Consider the following 15,051-nt stretch of genomic DNA (forward strand, 5'->3'; position numbering starts at 1 on the left):
TTCGAAACGCCTCGCGCCGATATGGGGGTATCGCGCGGGGCGTTTCACTGCCCGAGCAACTGTCGGGTAGCCGGATGCATGGGGGATTTGAGCATCCGGTCATACGGCCCCTGTTCGACAATCCTTCCAGACTCCATCACCGCAAGCCGATGACAAAGGGAACGCGCGACTGCGAGGTCGTGCGTAATCATCAGGATTGCGAGTTGGCGGTCGCGCTGCAGCCGCTGCAGCAGCGATAGGATTCGGCCCGCGACGAGCACGTCCAGCGCCGAGGTTGCTTCATCGAGCAGGATCAGCTCGGGCCCGGCGGCCAGTGCGCGCGCTATCGCGATGCGCTGCGTCTGGCCGCCGGATAATTCGGCTGGGCGGCGGTCCGCAAAACCGCCGCCCAGTTCGACTTCATCGAGCAGCCCCCGCACTCTTTCGCGCCGCTCCGCTTCCGAAAGTTCCGGGCAAAGAAAGCGTAGCGGCTCGGCAATGCTTTCCGCTGCCGTCCAGCGCGGATCGAGGCTTGCGACCGGGTCCTGGAAGACCGGCTGCACCGCCCGGCGATACGCCGCCGTCATCCGCCCGCGCGTCGGCATCGCCACTCCGCGCCAGAAAATCTCGCCGTCGGTCATCGGGCCAAGCCGCCCCACGGCACGCGCGAGCGTCGATTTGCCCGAGCCGGAACGTCCCGCAAGCGCCAGTGCCTCGCCCCGGGCAATCGCAAAATCCGCATCCTGCACCAGCGGCAACGGGCGCCCGCGCCAGCCCGGCCCCGGCACCGAAACGCAGACTTTGCGCGCTTCGATCAGCGGTTCGCCAGGCGCAGGAAGATCAGGCGGCGGCGCGGCAAGCGACGGGCTGGCTTCGACCAGCGCCCGCGTGACCGCCTCGCGCGGCTCGTTCAGAAGCCTGGCTGCCGGGCCCGCCTCGACGGCCCGACCGGCATCGAGCACCGTCACGCTGTCGGCATGTGCCGCCACCAGCGGCAGATCGTGACTGACCAGCAGCACTGCCATTCCGTCGCCGCGCAGGCGATCGATCAGGTCGAGAATATGATGCCGAAGCGAGGCATCGAGCGCGCTGGTCGGCTCGTCGGCAACCAGCAGCAGCGGATCATGCGCCACAGCCGCGGCGATCATTACCCGTTGCCGCTCCCCGCCCGAAAGCCGATGCGGCCAACTGTCGAGCCTTGCCTGCGGATCGGCGATGCCCACCCGATCGAGCATTGCCGCCAGCGCGCGCCGGTCGGGCGCGCCCGCGCCGCCCGCGCGCGCCGACTCGGCAAGCTGGCGCCCGATCGTCAGATGCGGTGCCAGCGCCGTCAGCGGCTGCTGAAAGGCGAACCCGACGCGGGCACGATGACGTCGGAGCGCCCGCTCGCCGCATCCGATCAGTTCGGTGCCGTCCAGCCGCGCCGATCCCGTCGGCCGGCCCGGGGCGAGGCCGAAAGGCGCGAAACAACTCATGCTCTTGCCCGATCCCGACGCGCCGACCAGCGCCGTGCAGCGCCCGCGCCGCACGTCGAATGCCACATCGTGCAGGATCGGCGTCTTGCCGATCGTCAGCAACAACCGCTCGACGATATAGACGCTCATCGCGCCATCCGCCCGCGAAGCCCTTCGCCGACACGATTGAGCGCCACCACCAGCGTCACCAGCACAGCGCCGGGAACGAGCAGCGTAAGCGGCGCGATGTCCATGTCGTCGGCGCCGTCATGGACCAGGATGCCGAGCGACGTCAGCGGCTCCTGAACGCCCAGGCCGAGAAAGGAGAGGAAACTCTCCACCATCACCACCTGCGGCACCGTGAGCATCAGATAGGCAATCGCCACCGGAGCGACATTGGGCAGGATATGCTCCGTCATCCGCGCCTGCACCGATGCCCCGGCGGCTTCGCTCGCCACGATGAAGGGGCGATTCTTCAGCGTCATCACCTGCCCGCGCACGACGCGCGCCATCGTCAGCCATTCGACGGCCCCGATGCCGAGAAAGACGAGCAGGATCGAGCGGCCGAATACCACCATCAGCACGATGACGACGAACATGAATGGGAGCGCATAGAGGGCGTCTACGATGCGCATCATCACTTCGTCGACGCGCCCGCCGAACCATCCGGCCACCGCGCCCCATGCCGTTCCGATCAGCAGCGCGACCAGCGCCGCGGCAGTCGCCACCGCAAGCGTCACGCGGGTGCCTGCCAGCGTGCGCGCCAGCAGATCGCGCCCGATGCTGTCCGTGCCCAGCGGATGTCCCGCGCTGAACGGCGCGGCGCGAACCGCGTCCCAATCGATATCGGCATAGCCCCAGGCGAGCAGCGGCGGCAGCAGCAGCGCGGCAAGCGCGATGACCGCAACCGTCGTGATCGCGCCCCTCATTCGCGCGCTCGCGGATCGAGCAGGCCGTAGAGCAGATCCGCGATCAGATTGAAGAGCAGGATCAGCCCGGCATAGAGAATCACCACCCCCATCACGAGCGGATAATCGCGGTTGAGCGCGCCCTGCACGAAATAGCGGCCAAGTCCCGGCAGTCCGAACACCGTTTCGATCACCACTGCGCCGGTCAGCAGGCCTGCGGCGGCGGGCGCGAGATAGCTGACCACCGGAATCAGTGCGGGCGGCAGCGCATGATGCCACAGCACCACGAAGGGCGGCAGGCCACGCGCGCGCGCGGTGCGCACATGATCCTGCGCCAGCGTCGCCGATAGGCCGGTCCGCGTCAGCTTGGCGACTGCGCCCGCGACGGGCATTGCCAATGCGATGACCGGCAGGACCAGTGACGCCGGACCGCCCAGCCCCGCCACGGGCAACCAGTTGAGCCAGAGCGCGAAAATCAGCGCCAGCACGGGCCCGGTAACGAAGCTCGGCAGCGCCACCGAAAGCGATGCGGCGAGGTCGATCGCGCGGTCGGCCAGACTGCCCGGACGCAGCGCCCCGGCGATTCCGCCGCCCACCCCCAGCACCAGCGCGACGATCAGCGCCAGCCCGCCGAGCATAAGCGACACCGGCAGGCCCTGCGCGATCAGCGCGGAAACCGTGAAGTCCTTATAGACCAGCGACGGCCCGAAATCGCCCTGCGCCAGATTGGCCAGATAGCGGCCAAGCTGTTCGAGCAGCGGCCTGTCGAGCCCATAGGCGCGATCGAGCGCGGCGCGCGTGGCGTCGCTCAGCGGGCGCTCGGCGTCGAAGGGACTGCCGGGCGCCGCGCGCATCAGGAAAAAGGAAGCAAGGACGACCGCGAACAGGGTCGGGATCGCCGTGGCAAGTCGGCGCAGCAGGATTGCCCGCAAGCGCCCGGCCCCCTGTCGTTACTGCGGCGTGGAGGCCGAAGCGTCGCGACCGTCGCCCTCCGGCGCGGCGACGATGTCGCGCGTCGTGTTGCTCTTGTCGACGACATTGGTGTCGGTGCTGCCTGCGGCCGAACGGATGCCCTGCTGGGCAACGCCGCGATCGGCCTGATCGAGCGTCGCCGATTCGGCGGCGCTACGCTGCGCCGGGCCGCCGAACAGCGCCTCGAGCGCCTGATCGGAAGCGGTCGCGCCGGCGCGCGCGGCGCCCGGGCGGGGCGGCACAAGCGAATAATCGGGCGGAATCACCAGCGGCGCCTGGCGCGAAACGGCGAATTCGTCGGGGCGATCGCGGTTCAGCCCGGAACTGCCGCAGCCCGAGACCAGCACGGCACTGGCGAGCACGGCGGCGATCGGCAGCATCTTACGCATTGACTTCATTCTCCATCTACGGCCGCTCGACCACATCCTTGTCGCGCACGAACAATGCGCGGAACAGCAAAATCACGACTCCGATCGTAATGGCTGCATCGGCGACATTGAAGACCAAAAACGGCCGCCATGTCCCGAAGTGCAGATCGGCGAAATCGACGACGAAACCGAGACGCGAGCGATCGAGGATATTGCCCAGCGCACCGCCCAGCACCATGCCGAGCGCGACGATGTCCCAGATCTTCTTTTCGCGCCACATCCAGATAGCGACGCCGATCGCGATCGCCCCGGTAAGCATCACCAGCGCCCAGCGCATCGCATCGTTATTCGCCTCAAGCAGCCCCAGCGAAACGCCGACATTGGGCACGAACCGCAGATCGAAAAAGGGCAGCAGCCTCTGCAGATAGCCCAGATCGCCAATGTCCATATTCCGGGCCAGGCGCTCCTGAACCAGCGCGATATCAACGCCCAGCAGGCCGATCACTACCAGCTTGCTGATCTGATCGACAACGAAGATCAGCACCGCCGTCGCCAGCCCGATTCCGCGCGAAACATTCATGGATTCACCACCTCGCTGCAGCGGTCGCACAAAGCGCCCTCTTCGGCAACTTCGGGCAGGTGCCGCCAGCACCGGCCGCATTTGTCATAGTCCGTCCGAGTGACGGTGACATCGCCATCGCGTTTCGCGACTGACGCGACGATGAACAGCTCGGCGAGCGTCACTTCGTCCATCGGCAATTCGGGCACGGTCACGGCGGCTTCGTTGCTCGAACGGATCGTCTTTTCGCGGCGATAGGGCTCGATCGCCTCGGTCACGCGCTCGCGAAGGCTGCGCACCGCCGCCCAGTCGGCATCAAGCCTGTCGTGCGACAAATCGGGCAGCTGCGGCCATTCGAGGAAATGGACCGATCCGTCCTCGCTCGGGAAGCGCGCCTGCCACACTTCCTCCGCCGTAAAGGCGAGGACCGGCGCGGCATAGCGGACCAGCGCATGGAACAGCGTGTCGAGCACGGTGCGATAGGCGCGCCGCTTGGCGTCGTCCTTCGCGTCGCAATAGAGGCAATCCTTGCGGATATCGAAGAAGAAGGCCGACAGGTCCTCATTCGCGAAATCGGTGAGCGCGCGGATATAGACGTCGAATTCGTACTTCTCCGCCGCCTCGCGCAGCGTCGTGTCGAGATCGCCGAGCAAGTGGAGCACATAGCGCTCCAGCTCGGGCATATCCTTCACATCCACCTTTTCAGCGTCGGTAAAGCCGTCGAGCCCGCCGAGCATGTACCGAAAACTGTTCCGCAGCTTGCGATAGGCGTCCGACGTGCCTGCCAGCACCTGCTTGCCGATGCGCACATCCTCGAAATAATCGGTCTGCGCGACCCACATGCGCAGGATGTCGGCGCCCGATTCCTGAATGATCTTGAGCGGATCGACGACATTGCCGAGCGACTTGGACATCTTGCGCCCCTTGTCGTCGAGCGCGAAGCCATGCGTCAGCACCGCCTTGTACGGCGGCTCGCCGCGCGTGCCGCAGCTTTCCAGCAGCGACGACTGGAACCAGCCGCGATGCTGGTCCGACCCTTCGAGATAGAGGTCGGCACGCACGCCCTCGCCATAGCGCGCTTCGAGCACGAAGGCGTGGGTGCTGCCCGAATCGAACCACACGTCGAGAATGTCGGTGACGACTTCGAATTCGTCGATGTCGTATTTGTCGCCGAGGATCTTCTGATGATCGGCGGCAAACCATGCGTCGGCGCCGCCTTCGCGAAATGCGTCGAGGATCGCGGCATTGACCCATTTGTCGCGCAGATATTCGCCGGTCTTCTTGCGGACATAGAGCGGGATCGGCACGCCCCAGGCGCGCTGGCGGCTGATCACCCAGTCGGGGCGGCCGTCGACCATCGAGCGGATACGGTTCTTCGAGCGTTCGGGCACCCAGCGAGTCCGCTCGATCCCGTCGAGCGCGAGTTCGCGCAGCGTCGGGCCGTTATGCGTCGACATGGGAAGCTCGCCGCCGAACGGGCTGGGCACATCGACCGCGACCGGATCGGCGCCCTTGTCCATCGGAATGAACCATTGCGGGGTGCAGCGATAGATGAGCGGCGCCTTTGAGCGCCAGCTGTGTGGATAGCTGTGCCGCGTGCTTTCATCGTTACGCGCCGAAAGCAGCGCCCCGACTTCCTTCAGATCCGTGCAAATCGGACCATCGGGGGCCAGCAGCTTCTTGTTGATGACTGACAGCGACTTATCGACTGGCCACGGCCAGTTTTCGCGATACCGCCCATCACCTTCAACCGCGAATACGGGACGCAGCGGCAGTTCAGACGTACCAAGTTCATCCGCATACTGCTTACACAGCAGGAAATCGTCCTCGCCATGATCGGGCGCCATATGGACCAGGCCGGTGCCGGCATCGGTGGTGACGAAATCGCCCGGCAGCAGCGGGCGCGGCGTCGCGTAGAAGCCGCCGAGCTTGTGCATCGGGTGACGCGCCTTGGCGCCGGCTAGGTCGGAGCCCTTGTACTTCTTTAAATCAGTGATCTCGCTGAGCTTCGTGTTTAGCCAATCGGGACGCTGAGATGGCCTCACTGCCGTGGCCACAATCTCGGCCTCTTCATCATGGGAGGGAAACTTGCCCACACGCCGCAAGAACTCAGTGTAAAGCGCGTGCTCGGCAGCCACCAGGACTTGCTTGCCTTCCACCTCAGTCAGCCAGTATTCAACCTCTGGTCCATAAGCCAAAGCCTGATTCACCGGGATCGTCCACGGGGTCGTAGTCCAGATTACCGCATGCGCGCCGACCAGTTCGGGCGCGTTCGGCGCTTCGACAATCTCGAACGCCACGTCGATCTGAGTCGAGGGGATGTTCTCATATTCGACTTCGGCTTCGGCGAGCGCGGTCTTTTCGACCGGGGACCACATCACCGGCTTGGCGCCGCGATAGAGCTGGCCGCTTTCGGCGAACTTCAGAAGCTCGCCCGCGATGATCGCTTCGCTTTCAAAGCGCATGGTGAGATACGGGTCTTCCCAATCGCCCATCACGCCCAGCCGCTCAAACTGTTCGCGCTGCACCGCCACCCATTTTTCCGCGTACGCACGGCATTCGGCGCGGAAGGCGACCGGATCGACTTCGTCCTTGTTGAGCTTCTTCTTGCGATACTGCTCCTCGACCTTCCATTCGATCGGCAGGCCGTGGCAATCCCAGCCGGGGACATAGGGCGCGTCCTTGCCCAGCAGTGACTGCGAGCGGACGACGATGTCCTTCAGGATCTTGTTGAGCGCATGGCCCATGTGAATGTCGCCATTCGCATAGGGCGGGCCGTCGTGGAGCAGGAAGCGTTCGCGCCCGGCGCGCTGTTCACGCAGCCGATCGTAAATGCCGATCCGTTCCCAGCGTTCGAGAATGCCGGGCTCCTTGCTGGCAAGGCCCGCCTTCATGGGGAAATCGGTCTTCGGCAGGAAGACGGTGTCGCGCCAGTCGCGCTTGGTGTCGGTTGCGTCGGTCATGGGTATCGCGCCGATTAGAGGATGCGCGCGCGCATGCAAAGCGTCAGTTGCGTGTTTCGCGCTGTCTATTCCTCCCCCGGAGGGGGAGGGGGACCGCGAAGCGGTGGAGGGGTAGTAGCGTCCTGCGGTGTGCTTTGGGCTCTTACCCCTCCACCATGCTGCGCATGGTCCCCCTCCCCCTCCGGGGGAGGAACTTGCGAAGCCCCGTCCTGCCCTCCTCCAGCGGCCCGCGAGAAGAAGGACGGCGATTCGACAGGCTCAACGCAAACGGGCGAAGGTTATTCGGGCTTCGCCAGCGCCGCCCTGGCATCCTCGCAATCGCGGGCGATCTGGGCTTTCAGCGCATCCATATCGTCGAACTTCGCTTCGGGGCGCAGATAGTCGATTAGCTGCACTTCGATCGTCTGCCCGTAGAGATCGCCTGAAAAATCGAAGAAATAGGGTTCGAGCAATTCCACCGGCGGATCGATCATCGGGCGAATGCCGAGATTGGCGACGCCGTCGACCAGCCGCCCGTCGGGCAGGCGCCCGCGCACCGCATAGACGCCGTAGGCGGGCCGCAGATACGGGCCGAGCGCCAGATTCGCAGTCGGCCAGCCGAGCTGCCGCCCGAGTTTGGCGCCGGGCTCCACCACGCCCTCAATCGCGAAGGGCCGCGTCAGCAGCGCCGCCGCCGCGCGCGGCTTGCCCGCCTTGAGCAATTCGCGAATCCGGCTGGACGAGACGGTTTCCCCGGCGCCCGCGACCGGCGAGACGGTTTCGACGCCGAACCCCATCGCCGCGCCCAGCTCGCGCAGCACCGGGACATTGCCTTCGCGGCCCTTGCCGAAGGTAAAATCGCCGCCCGTCACCACGCCCGCAGCGCCGATCGCCTCGACCAGCCGCTGGCGTGCATATTCGTCGGCATGGAGGCTCGCCAGTTCGGCATCGAATTTGAAGACGAGCATCGCGTCGGCCCCCGCCGCGCCGAACAGCCGCTGGCGCTGATCGAGCGTAGTCAGCCGGAACGGCTCGGCCTCGGGCACGAAATAGCGGACCGGGTGCGGATCGAAGGTCGCGACGATCGCCGGGCGCCCCTCGCGCCGCGCCCAGTCGATAGCGCGACCCGCCACGGCCTGATGGCCGAGGTGAAATCCGTCGAAATTACCGAGCGCGACGATACCGCCGCGCAAATGGGGCGGGACCGCCGAGCTGCCGTCCAGCCGCTCCATGTCTCGCGCCTATAGCGAGAGCGGGCTCGCTTTCAAATGCCGCGAATCTGAGGGCGTGGTCATATCCGGCGTTCAAGCGTCACGAAGCTGTATCCGGGACGGCCATCGGCTGGATCATGGTAATCGCGCGCAGTCTCGTACCAGTGCGCCGGATCGAATGGCGGCACGCTTGCATCGCCCTCCGGCTCGGCATGGACTTCGGTGAGTTCGATGCGATCGGCGCGGTCGAGGAACAGCGCGAAGACTTCGGCGCCGCCGATCACTGCGATTTCGGGCGCATCGCCCGCCAGCGCAAGCGCCTCCTCTGGCGAATGCGCGACTTCGGCGCCTTCCGCCGACCAGCCTGTATCGCGCGTCAGCACGATATGGCGGCGACCGGGCAGCGGCGCGGGAAAGCTCTCGAACGTCTTGCGCCCCATCACCATCGGCTTACCCATCGTTTGCGCCTTGAACCGCTTTAGATCGGCGGGCAGACGCCAGGGCAAATCGCCGTCGCGGCCGATGACGCCGTTATCGGCGCGGGCGAGGTGAAAGGTGACGATCATCGAATTCCTCCCCCGGAGGGGGAGGGGGACCATGCAAAGCATGGTGGAGGGGTAAGAGCCGCAAGCGCTGCCGCAGGAGGGCAATACCCCTCCACCGCTTCGCGGTCCCCCTCCCCTTCCAGGGGAGGAATTTTTATAGGCTCGATCACACCGCCACCGGCGCCTTGATGTGCGGCTGGGCGGCATAATCGTGGATCACGAAATCCTCATATTCATAGGCGTCGATCGATGGCGGACGGCGCAGGATTTCGAGGCGCGGCAGCGGCCCCGGCGTACGCGACAATTGCTCGCGCGCCTGCTCCAGATGGTTCGAATAGAGGTGGCAATCGCCGCCGGTCCACACGAAGTCGCCGACCTCCAGATCGCATTGCTGGGCAAGCATGTGCGTGAGCAGCGCATAGCTGGCGATGTTGAACGGTACGCCGAGAAAAATGTCGGCCGAGCGCTGATAGAGCTGGAGCGAGAGCCTTCCGTTCGCGACATGGCACTGGAACAGGCAATGGCACGGCGCCAGCGCCATCGCATGCAGCTCGCCCGGATTCCATGCCGAAACCACCATGCGGCGCGAGGCGGGGTTCGTCTTCAGCGTGTCGATCAGCTCGGCGATCTGATCGATATGCTTGCCGTCGGCCGATTCCCAGTCGCGCCACTGCTTGCCGTAGACCGGGCCGAGATCGCCGGTTTCGTCGGCCCATTCGTCCCAGATGCTCACCTTGCGCTCCTGCAGCCAGCGGACATTGGTGTCACCGCGCAGGAACCACAGCAATTCGACCAGAATCGATCGGATATGCAGCTTCTTGGTCGTCAGCAGCGGAAAGCCGCGCGACAGATCGAAGCGCATCTGATGGCCGAACACGCTGCGGGTGCCCGTGCCGGTGCGGTCCATCTGCTCGGCGCCATCGGCAAGTGCGCGGGCCATGAGGTCGAGATATTGCTGCATGGCTCCGGCTTAGAGTGCCGCGCCCGCCGCGCCAAGCCCGCCGCGTCGGGACAGCGCATTCGATCCGATGCGGAGATAAACCCCTTCGCTTCGGAGGCGCCTGCGCTTCGGTTGGCGCGCAAGCGCGTGCATTCTGGCGGCATGACGTCACTTCTCCTCGAACCGGCGGAAAGCGGAACCGCGCGAATGCTCGACGGACCGGCCGCAGCGTACCGGCTGTTTGCCGGACTTTCCGATGCGCCGCGCGAACTGGCGGTTTTCGCTTATGTCGATGCCGCCGGCACGCTGCTGGGGCTGCGTCATGCGCCGGGCGAGGCAGTGGACAGCTGCGCCATTCCCGTGCGCGCGGTGGCAGGGGATGCGCTGGCGTTCGGCGCGTGCGGGCTGGTCATGGCGCACAACCATCCGAGCGGCGACCCCACCCCCAGCCGCGGCGATCGCGAGGCGACGCGCGGTCTCGCACGCGCGCTGGGTCCGCTCGGCGTGCGGGTGATCGATCATCTGGTGTTCGCGCGCCGGGGCACGACCAGCTTTCGCGCGCTCGGCTGGCTCTAGGGGCTAGGCGTCGGTGCGGGCGAAGCGCCTTGATCGGTGCAGGGCATGATGTCGGACGGCTCCGGCCGGGGTCCCTCCGCCCGGAAGACCGCGAGATAGCCGCCCGCCGACGGCATCGATTCAATCCGCAGCATGCGATAGCCGACTGCGGCGAACTCGCATTGGAGCAGGCCCGGCGGGGTGCCGTGCTGCGCGACAGGCCGATCGGCATCGACGACCACCACTTCGCCTTCGGGCCGCATCGCGGGGCGCATGTTCCACAGGAAGTGATAGGGCTTCTCGATCTCGTGATACATGTGCACCATCAGCACGCGATCGAAACTGTCGGGCGGCAATTTGGGATCGTCGGGATCGCCCAGCCGGACACTGACATTGTCCAGCCGTTCGCGCGCCACACGCGTCGCCAGCGCATCGCGCACGGCGGGCACGATATCCTCGGCCAGCACGCGCCCTTCGGGACCGACACGCTGCGCGAGGCGGATGGTGTAATAGCCTTCGCCGGCACCGATATCGGCGATCGTCATCCCCTTCTGGATGCCGACCCGATTCATCACTTCGCCGGCTTCGTTGAGACGATCGCGTGCCTCCTCGCTCGACCAGCGGCTGGAAACGATCGGTGCGGACGCGCGTGGGGATGCGGGAAAGCCGTCGGCGTCGCGCGGTACGTCGCCGTCATCGCCCCCGGAGCATGCCGCCAGCAGGGCCGCCGCGGCAATGCCACCCCAGTTTCTCAATCGACGTCCTCCACCTCAACCGCCTCGCCGGTAACGCGCTGCGACAGAGCAGCAGCCATAAAGGGATCGAGGTCGCCGTCCAATACATCGGAAGGCGCAGTGGATGTCACGCCCGTGCGCAGATCCTTCACCATCTGATAGGGCTGAAGGACATAGGAGCGGATCTGGTGGCCCCAGCCGATATCGGTCTTGGTGGCGTTTTCCGCGTTTGCCGCGGCTTCGCGCTCCTGCAATTCGCGTTCGTAAAGCCGCGCACGCAGCTGATTATAGGCTTCGGCGCGATTCTTGTGTTGCGAACGCTGGTTCTGGCACTGGACGACGATGCCCGTCGGCAAATGGGTGATGCGCACCGCCGAGTCGGTCGTGTTGATGTGCTGCCCGCCCGCGCCCGACGCGCGATAGGTGTCGATGCGCAGTTCGGCGTCGTTGATCTCGATATCGATATCGTCGTCGATCACCGGATAGACCCACACGCTCGAAAAGCTGGTGTGGCGCCGCGCCGAGCTGTCATAGGGCGAAATGCGGACCAGGCGATGCACGCCGCTTTCGGTCTTGGCATAGCCATAGGCGTTCTCGCCCTTGATCAGCAGCGTCGCCGACTTGATCCCCGCCTGTTCGCCGGCGTGATAATCGACCAGCTCGACCTTGTAGCCGTGGCGTTCGGCCCAGCGGGTATACATGCGCTGGAGCATTTCGGCCCAGTCGTTCGATTCGGTGCCACCCGCGCCCGAATTGATTTCGAGATAGGTGTCGTTGGCGTCGGCCTCGCCCGAAAGCAGCGCCTGCACCTTGTCGCGCTCGGCGCGCTGGGCGAGCGCGGCGAGGGCCTCGGTCCCTTCGTTCGCCATCTCGTCATCGCCTTCGGCCTCGGCCATTTCGATGAGTTCGGCGGTGTCCTTCAATTCGCGCTCGATCTCGCGCGTGGCGGTGATCGACTCATCGAGCCGCCGCCGTTCGCGCATCACGTCCTGCGCTTCCTTGGGATTGTCCCACAGGCTCTGGTCCTCGACGCGCGCGTTGAGCTCGTCGAGCCGGCGCACCGCGCGGTCCCAGTCGAGGAAACGGCGCAGCAGCGCCAGAGCCTCTTTGATATTGTCCACATGGGCCTGCGCTTCGGCGCGCATTGCTCGTCACTCCACCAACAGAAAAAGCGTCCACCGGCGGCCTGCCGGCGCCCCGTGCCCAAGAAAAAATGCATGGCCCTGGCGCGAGTCTCCCGGCGACGGGCCGGAACGGATCGGCTGGCCGCCCTAGTAGATACCGCCCTCTCTTTGCAAGAATTCGCTGTCGCGCGGGCCGTCATCCTGGCGTGGCGCGGCACGTTCACGCGGCTTGTCCGCTTCTGCTTCCTCCTCGTCGCGATTACGGCGACGCGGCTCGCTTTCCGGCTTAAACGCTTCCCAGATGACGCTGGCATGCGGCTCGCCCGAGGGCCAGCTGCCGAAGACCGGCTTGCCGGTCGCGCGGTCGATGCGCACCATGCGGATGCCCGGCGGCGCACGGAACGCCTCGACCGGAAGTCCCTCGAACGCCTGTTTCGCGAAAGCCTTGAAGATCGGCGCGGCGACGGTGCCGCCCTGGGCATAGCGGCCGAGATTGGTCGGACTGTCATAGCCGATGTAAAGCCCGCCGATCATCTGCGGGATACCGCCCATGAACCAGACGTCGGTCGGGCCGGTCGTCGTGCCGGTCTTACCCATCATCGGCCTGTCGAGTTCGCGCAGCGTCGTCGCGGTGCCGCGCTGGACGACGCCTTCGGTGATGTGGACCATCTGATAGGCGGTCATCGGATCGAGCACCTGGCGGCCGCGCATCTGCGGGCGCGGCATCGGCCTGCCGTCCCAGTCCGGCGCGTTGCAGCCTTCGCATGCGCTCCAGTTTTCGGGCCAGATCACCGTGCCGTGGCGATCCTGGACATAATCGATCAGCGTCGGCGTGAGCGCGCGACCGTGATTGGCGAGGATCGAATAGGCATTCACCATCCGCATCACTGTCGTCTCCCCCGCGCCGAGCGCATAGGAGAGATAGGGCGGGAATTGCTGACGGCTGACGCCGATGCGCTGGATCAGGTCGACGACATGCTCCATGCCGACATCGTTGGCGATGTGCACCGTCATCAGGTTGCGCGACTGTTCGATGCCCCAGCGCAGCGTCTTGGGTCCCGCGCCGCGCGCATTACCGAAATTGCGGAAGCATTTTTCGCCCAGATCCGCCCCCTGCCACACGCAAAGCGGCTCGTCATTGACGATAGAAGCGGGCGTCATCCCCTGTTCGAGCGCGGCCGAATAGACAATCGGCTTGATCGTCGAGCCCGGCTGGCGCTGCGCCTGGGTGGCGCGATTGAACGCCTGGATGCGGCTGTCGAAGCCGCCCTGCATCGCCATCACCCGGCCGTTGCGCGGATCCTCGATCACCATGCCGCCGGAAATGCGCGGAATCGCCCGCAGCGCGAAATTCGATCCTTGCGGCGCGACGGCGATGATGTCGCCGGGCTTGAGCGCGTCGAAGGCCCGGCCGCCCTTGCCGCGCACCGCCATTGCCGCCGCCGAAGCGGGCAGCCCGCCGGTGCTGCCGTCCTCAAATCCGATTTCGGCGCTGTCGCCTTCGCGCGAAATCACGATCGCGGCGCGCCAGTCCTCGTAATCGATGCCGATATTGGTGTTGAGCAGCGCCTGGCGCCAGTCGCCGTCGCTGATGTCGACATTGCGAATCGCGCCGTTCCAGCCGCGCCCGCGATCGAAGCGGACCAGCCCGTCGCGCAGCGCCTGCTGGGCATATTGCTGGAGATCGGGACGCAGCGACGTGCGCACCCACAGGCCACCCGAATAGACGCTGTAGGGCCCGTCCTCGTCGGTCTCGCCGAACTTGTCGATCAGGCGACGGCGCACTTCCTCGACGAAATAGCCGCCGACACGTTCGAATTTGGGCGTCTGGCGCGGCACGGTACCGAGCGGTTTGGCGACCGCGGTCTGATATTGTTCCTCGGTGATGAAGTCGTTGCGCAGCATTTCGCTGAGCACCCAGTTGCGCCGTTCCAGCGCGCGATCCGCATGCCGCTCGGGCGTATAGTTAGCCGGCCCCTTGGGAAGGATTGCGAGATAGGCCATCTGCTCCAGCGAAAGGTCGTCCAGTTCCTTGCCGAAATAGGCATGGCTGGCCGCCTCGACGCCGCCGGCATTGCGGCCCAGTTCGATCGAATTGAGATAGAGTTCGAGGATCTGCTCCTTGGTGAGCGTATCCTCCATGCGCCAGGCAAGGATCGCTTCCTTGAGCTTACGCATATAGCTCGATTCGTTGCCGACGAGCAGGTTCTTGGCGACCTGTTGCGTGATCGTCGAGGTGCCGCGCGGGGTTTCGCCGCGGATCAGCCCCTGAAAGGCGGCGCGGGCGAGGCCGGGATAATCGAGCCCGTGATGCTCGAAGAAGCTGCGGTCCTCGGCGGCCAGATAGGCCTTGACCAGCAGATCGGGATATTCGTTGTAGCTCAGCTGGACGCGCCGCTCGCGCGCATAGCTGTGAATCGGCTCGCCATTATAGTCGCGGACATAAGTCGGCAGCGGCGGCTCATAGGTGCGCAGCGTATCGACCGAAGGCAGGTGCCGCGCGACAAGCAGCCACAGCAGGAATGCCGCGATCCCGGCGAACAGCGCCATCCAGGCGAGCACGCGGAACCACCAGCGACGCCGGATCTTGTCGAACGCGCCGCTGAGCCCGCCGATATCGCGCTTGAGGCGCAGCTTGATGCTGGAGAGTTCGACGTCGACCATATCGGCGGCGGTTTAGCAAGTTTCCGGGCCGATGCCAGCCTGCTGGACGCGCTATGTGCCGATCGGGGGCAGCGGCGCCGCGCGGGCTGCCATTGT

13 protein-coding genes are annotated in these 15,051 nt (G+C 65.7%); 1 reads left to right on the forward strand and 12 read right to left on the reverse strand.

Features of this window, described 5'->3' with window-relative positions:
* Positions 1–44: 44 nt before the first annotated feature.
* From G5C33_RS00430 to G5C33_RS00470, 9 genes are all read right to left on the reverse strand, one after another.
* Entirely contained in the window at positions 45–1,583 is a 1,539-nt protein-coding gene (locus G5C33_RS00430; RefSeq protein ID WP_165325409.1) for an ATP-binding cassette domain-containing protein, read from the reverse strand.
* Positions 1,580–2,362, reverse strand: coding sequence for an ABC transporter permease (locus tag G5C33_RS00435; RefSeq protein WP_165325410.1), 783 nt, complete (start codon positions 2,360–2,362; stop codon positions 1,580–1,582). Before G5C33_RS00435 ends, G5C33_RS00430 begins: the two co-directional genes overlap by 4 nt.
* Complete coding sequence (locus G5C33_RS00440; RefSeq protein ID WP_165325411.1) at positions 2,359–3,273, reverse strand: ABC transporter permease; 915 nt, start codon at positions 3,271–3,273, stop codon at positions 2,359–2,361. Before G5C33_RS00440 ends, G5C33_RS00435 begins: the two co-directional genes overlap by 4 nt.
* Before the next feature lie 18 nt (positions 3,274–3,291).
* A complete protein-coding gene (locus G5C33_RS00445) occupies positions 3,292–3,702 on the reverse strand; it encodes a DUF3035 domain-containing protein (protein WP_165325412.1) in 411 nt (136 codons plus the stop codon).
* 16 nt (positions 3,703–3,718) lie between these two features.
* On the reverse strand, positions 3,719–4,261 hold the full coding sequence (gene lspA, locus G5C33_RS00450) for a signal peptidase II (RefSeq protein ID WP_165325413.1): 543 nt from the start codon (positions 4,259–4,261) through the stop codon (positions 3,719–3,721).
* The gene (gene ileS / locus G5C33_RS00455) at positions 4,258–7,203 is read right to left on the reverse strand and encodes an isoleucine--tRNA ligase (RefSeq protein ID WP_165325414.1); all 2,946 of its coding nucleotides are present in this window, start codon (positions 7,201–7,203) and stop codon (positions 4,258–4,260) included. Before ileS ends, lspA begins: the two co-directional genes overlap by 4 nt.
* A 278-nt stretch (positions 7,204–7,481) precedes the next feature.
* The gene (locus tag G5C33_RS00460) at positions 7,482–8,414 is read right to left on the reverse strand and encodes a bifunctional riboflavin kinase/FAD synthetase (protein WP_165325415.1); all 933 of its coding nucleotides are present in this window, start codon (positions 8,412–8,414) and stop codon (positions 7,482–7,484) included.
* A 59-nt stretch (positions 8,415–8,473) separates the two neighbouring features.
* Positions 8,474–8,956: a dihydrofolate reductase gene (locus G5C33_RS00465; protein ID WP_165328620.1), complete on the reverse strand. Its 483-nt coding sequence runs from the start codon at positions 8,954–8,956 to the stop codon at positions 8,474–8,476.
* 148 nt (positions 8,957–9,104) lie between these two features.
* The gene (locus G5C33_RS00470) at positions 9,105–9,899 is read right to left on the reverse strand and encodes a thymidylate synthase (RefSeq protein ID WP_165325416.1); all 795 of its coding nucleotides are present in this window, start codon (positions 9,897–9,899) and stop codon (positions 9,105–9,107) included.
* A 141-nt stretch (positions 9,900–10,040) separates the two neighbouring features.
* On the opposite strand from G5C33_RS00470, the gene G5C33_RS00475 reads away from it, so the two are divergent.
* Positions 10,041–10,454 carry a JAB domain-containing protein gene (locus G5C33_RS00475; protein ID WP_165325417.1) on the forward strand — a complete coding sequence of 138 codons (414 nt, stop codon included), beginning with the start codon at positions 10,041–10,043 and terminating at the stop codon, positions 10,452–10,454.
* On the opposite strand, the gene G5C33_RS00480 is transcribed toward G5C33_RS00475, so the two are convergent.
* From G5C33_RS00480 to G5C33_RS00490, 3 genes are all read right to left on the reverse strand, one after another.
* Positions 10,451–11,188 (reverse strand): class I SAM-dependent methyltransferase, encoded by a 738-nt coding sequence (locus G5C33_RS00480; protein WP_206518605.1) that lies wholly within the window; start codon positions 11,186–11,188, stop codon positions 10,451–10,453. The two genes, G5C33_RS00475 and G5C33_RS00480, sit on opposite strands and share 4 nt — an antisense overlap.
* Positions 11,185–12,312 carry a peptide chain release factor 2 gene (gene prfB / locus G5C33_RS00485; RefSeq protein ID WP_165325418.1) on the reverse strand — a complete coding sequence of 376 codons (1,128 nt, stop codon included), beginning with the start codon at positions 12,310–12,312 and terminating at the stop codon, positions 11,185–11,187. The genes G5C33_RS00480 and prfB overlap by 4 nt, the downstream gene beginning before the upstream one ends.
* Positions 12,313–12,438: 126 nt before the next feature.
* Complete coding sequence (locus G5C33_RS00490) at positions 12,439–14,955, reverse strand: penicillin-binding protein 1A (RefSeq protein ID WP_165325419.1); 2,517 nt, start codon at positions 14,953–14,955, stop codon at positions 12,439–12,441.
* Positions 14,956–15,051: the final 96 nt, after the last annotated feature.

It is taken from the genome of Sphingosinithalassobacter tenebrarum (assembly GCF_011057975.1).
GTDB classification, from domain to species: Bacteria; Pseudomonadota; Alphaproteobacteria; order Sphingomonadales; family Sphingomonadaceae; genus Sphingomonas; species Sphingomonas tenebrarum.

What these genes read in the sequence shown, in the direction of transcription:
- prfB (WP_165325418.1), bottom strand. Translation starts at nt 12,312, where the DNA reads ATGCGCGCCGAAGCGCAGGCCCATGTGGACAATATCAAAGAGGCTCTG.
- G5C33_RS00460 (WP_165325415.1), bottom strand. Translation starts at nt 8,414, where the DNA reads ATGGAGCGGCTGGACGGCAGCTCGGCGGTCCCGCCCCATTTGCGCGGC.
- ileS (WP_165325414.1), bottom strand. Translation starts at nt 7,203, where the DNA reads ATGACCGACGCAACCGACACCAAGCGCGACTGGCGCGACACCGTCTTC.
- G5C33_RS00430 (WP_165325409.1), bottom strand. Translation starts at nt 1,583, where the DNA reads ATGAGCGTCTATATCGTCGAGCGGTTGTTGCTGACGATCGGCAAGACG.
- lspA (WP_165325413.1), bottom strand. Translation starts at nt 4,261, where the DNA reads ATGAATGTTTCGCGCGGAATCGGGCTGGCGACGGCGGTGCTGATCTTC.
- G5C33_RS00475 (WP_165325417.1), top strand. Translation starts at nt 10,041, where the DNA reads ATGACGTCACTTCTCCTCGAACCGGCGGAAAGCGGAACCGCGCGAATG.
- G5C33_RS00445 (WP_165325412.1), bottom strand. Translation starts at nt 3,702, where the DNA reads ATGCGTAAGATGCTGCCGATCGCCGCCGTGCTCGCCAGTGCCGTGCTG.
- G5C33_RS00490 (WP_165325419.1), bottom strand. Translation starts at nt 14,955, where the DNA reads ATGGTCGACGTCGAACTCTCCAGCATCAAGCTGCGCCTCAAGCGCGAT.
- G5C33_RS00470 (WP_165325416.1), bottom strand. Translation starts at nt 9,899, where the DNA reads ATGCAGCAATATCTCGACCTCATGGCCCGCGCACTTGCCGATGGCGCC.
- G5C33_RS00435 (WP_165325410.1), bottom strand. Translation starts at nt 2,362, where the DNA reads ATGAGGGGCGCGATCACGACGGTTGCGGTCATCGCGCTTGCCGCGCTG.